This window comes from Bradyrhizobium sp. 23AC (genome assembly GCF_054863025.1).
Genome location: NZ_JAVAYN010000280.1, coordinates 1 through 241, shown reverse-complemented (window position 1 = coordinate 241; position 241 = coordinate 1). Strand labels below are relative to the sequence as shown.

Here is a 241-nt window from a genome sequence, read left to right as displayed (position 1 = left end):
AGCGCCATACGTCCTTGGCGGCATCAACGAGCCGACCCGCGGGAATTGATAGGTGGCCGCCGCAATGATGTTGTTCGCGATCACGAACTCATCACCGATATTCTTGACCCATACGCCGAGTGACCAGCGATCCTTGGCGGCGTGATAGGTCAGACCGGCATTGGCCATCGCATATGCGCCCTGTTCGGCGTCGCGATTGTTGAACTCGGTGAAGTAGACCTTGGACTGCCACTTCGCGTCG

General features: G+C 58.5%; 1 protein-coding gene. It reads right to left on the bottom strand.

Annotated elements, in window-relative coordinates:
- Nucleotides 1-241: hypothetical protein (locus RAD10_RS42440; RefSeq protein WP_461622085.1), on the bottom strand; the 241-nt coding region annotated here is incomplete at both ends.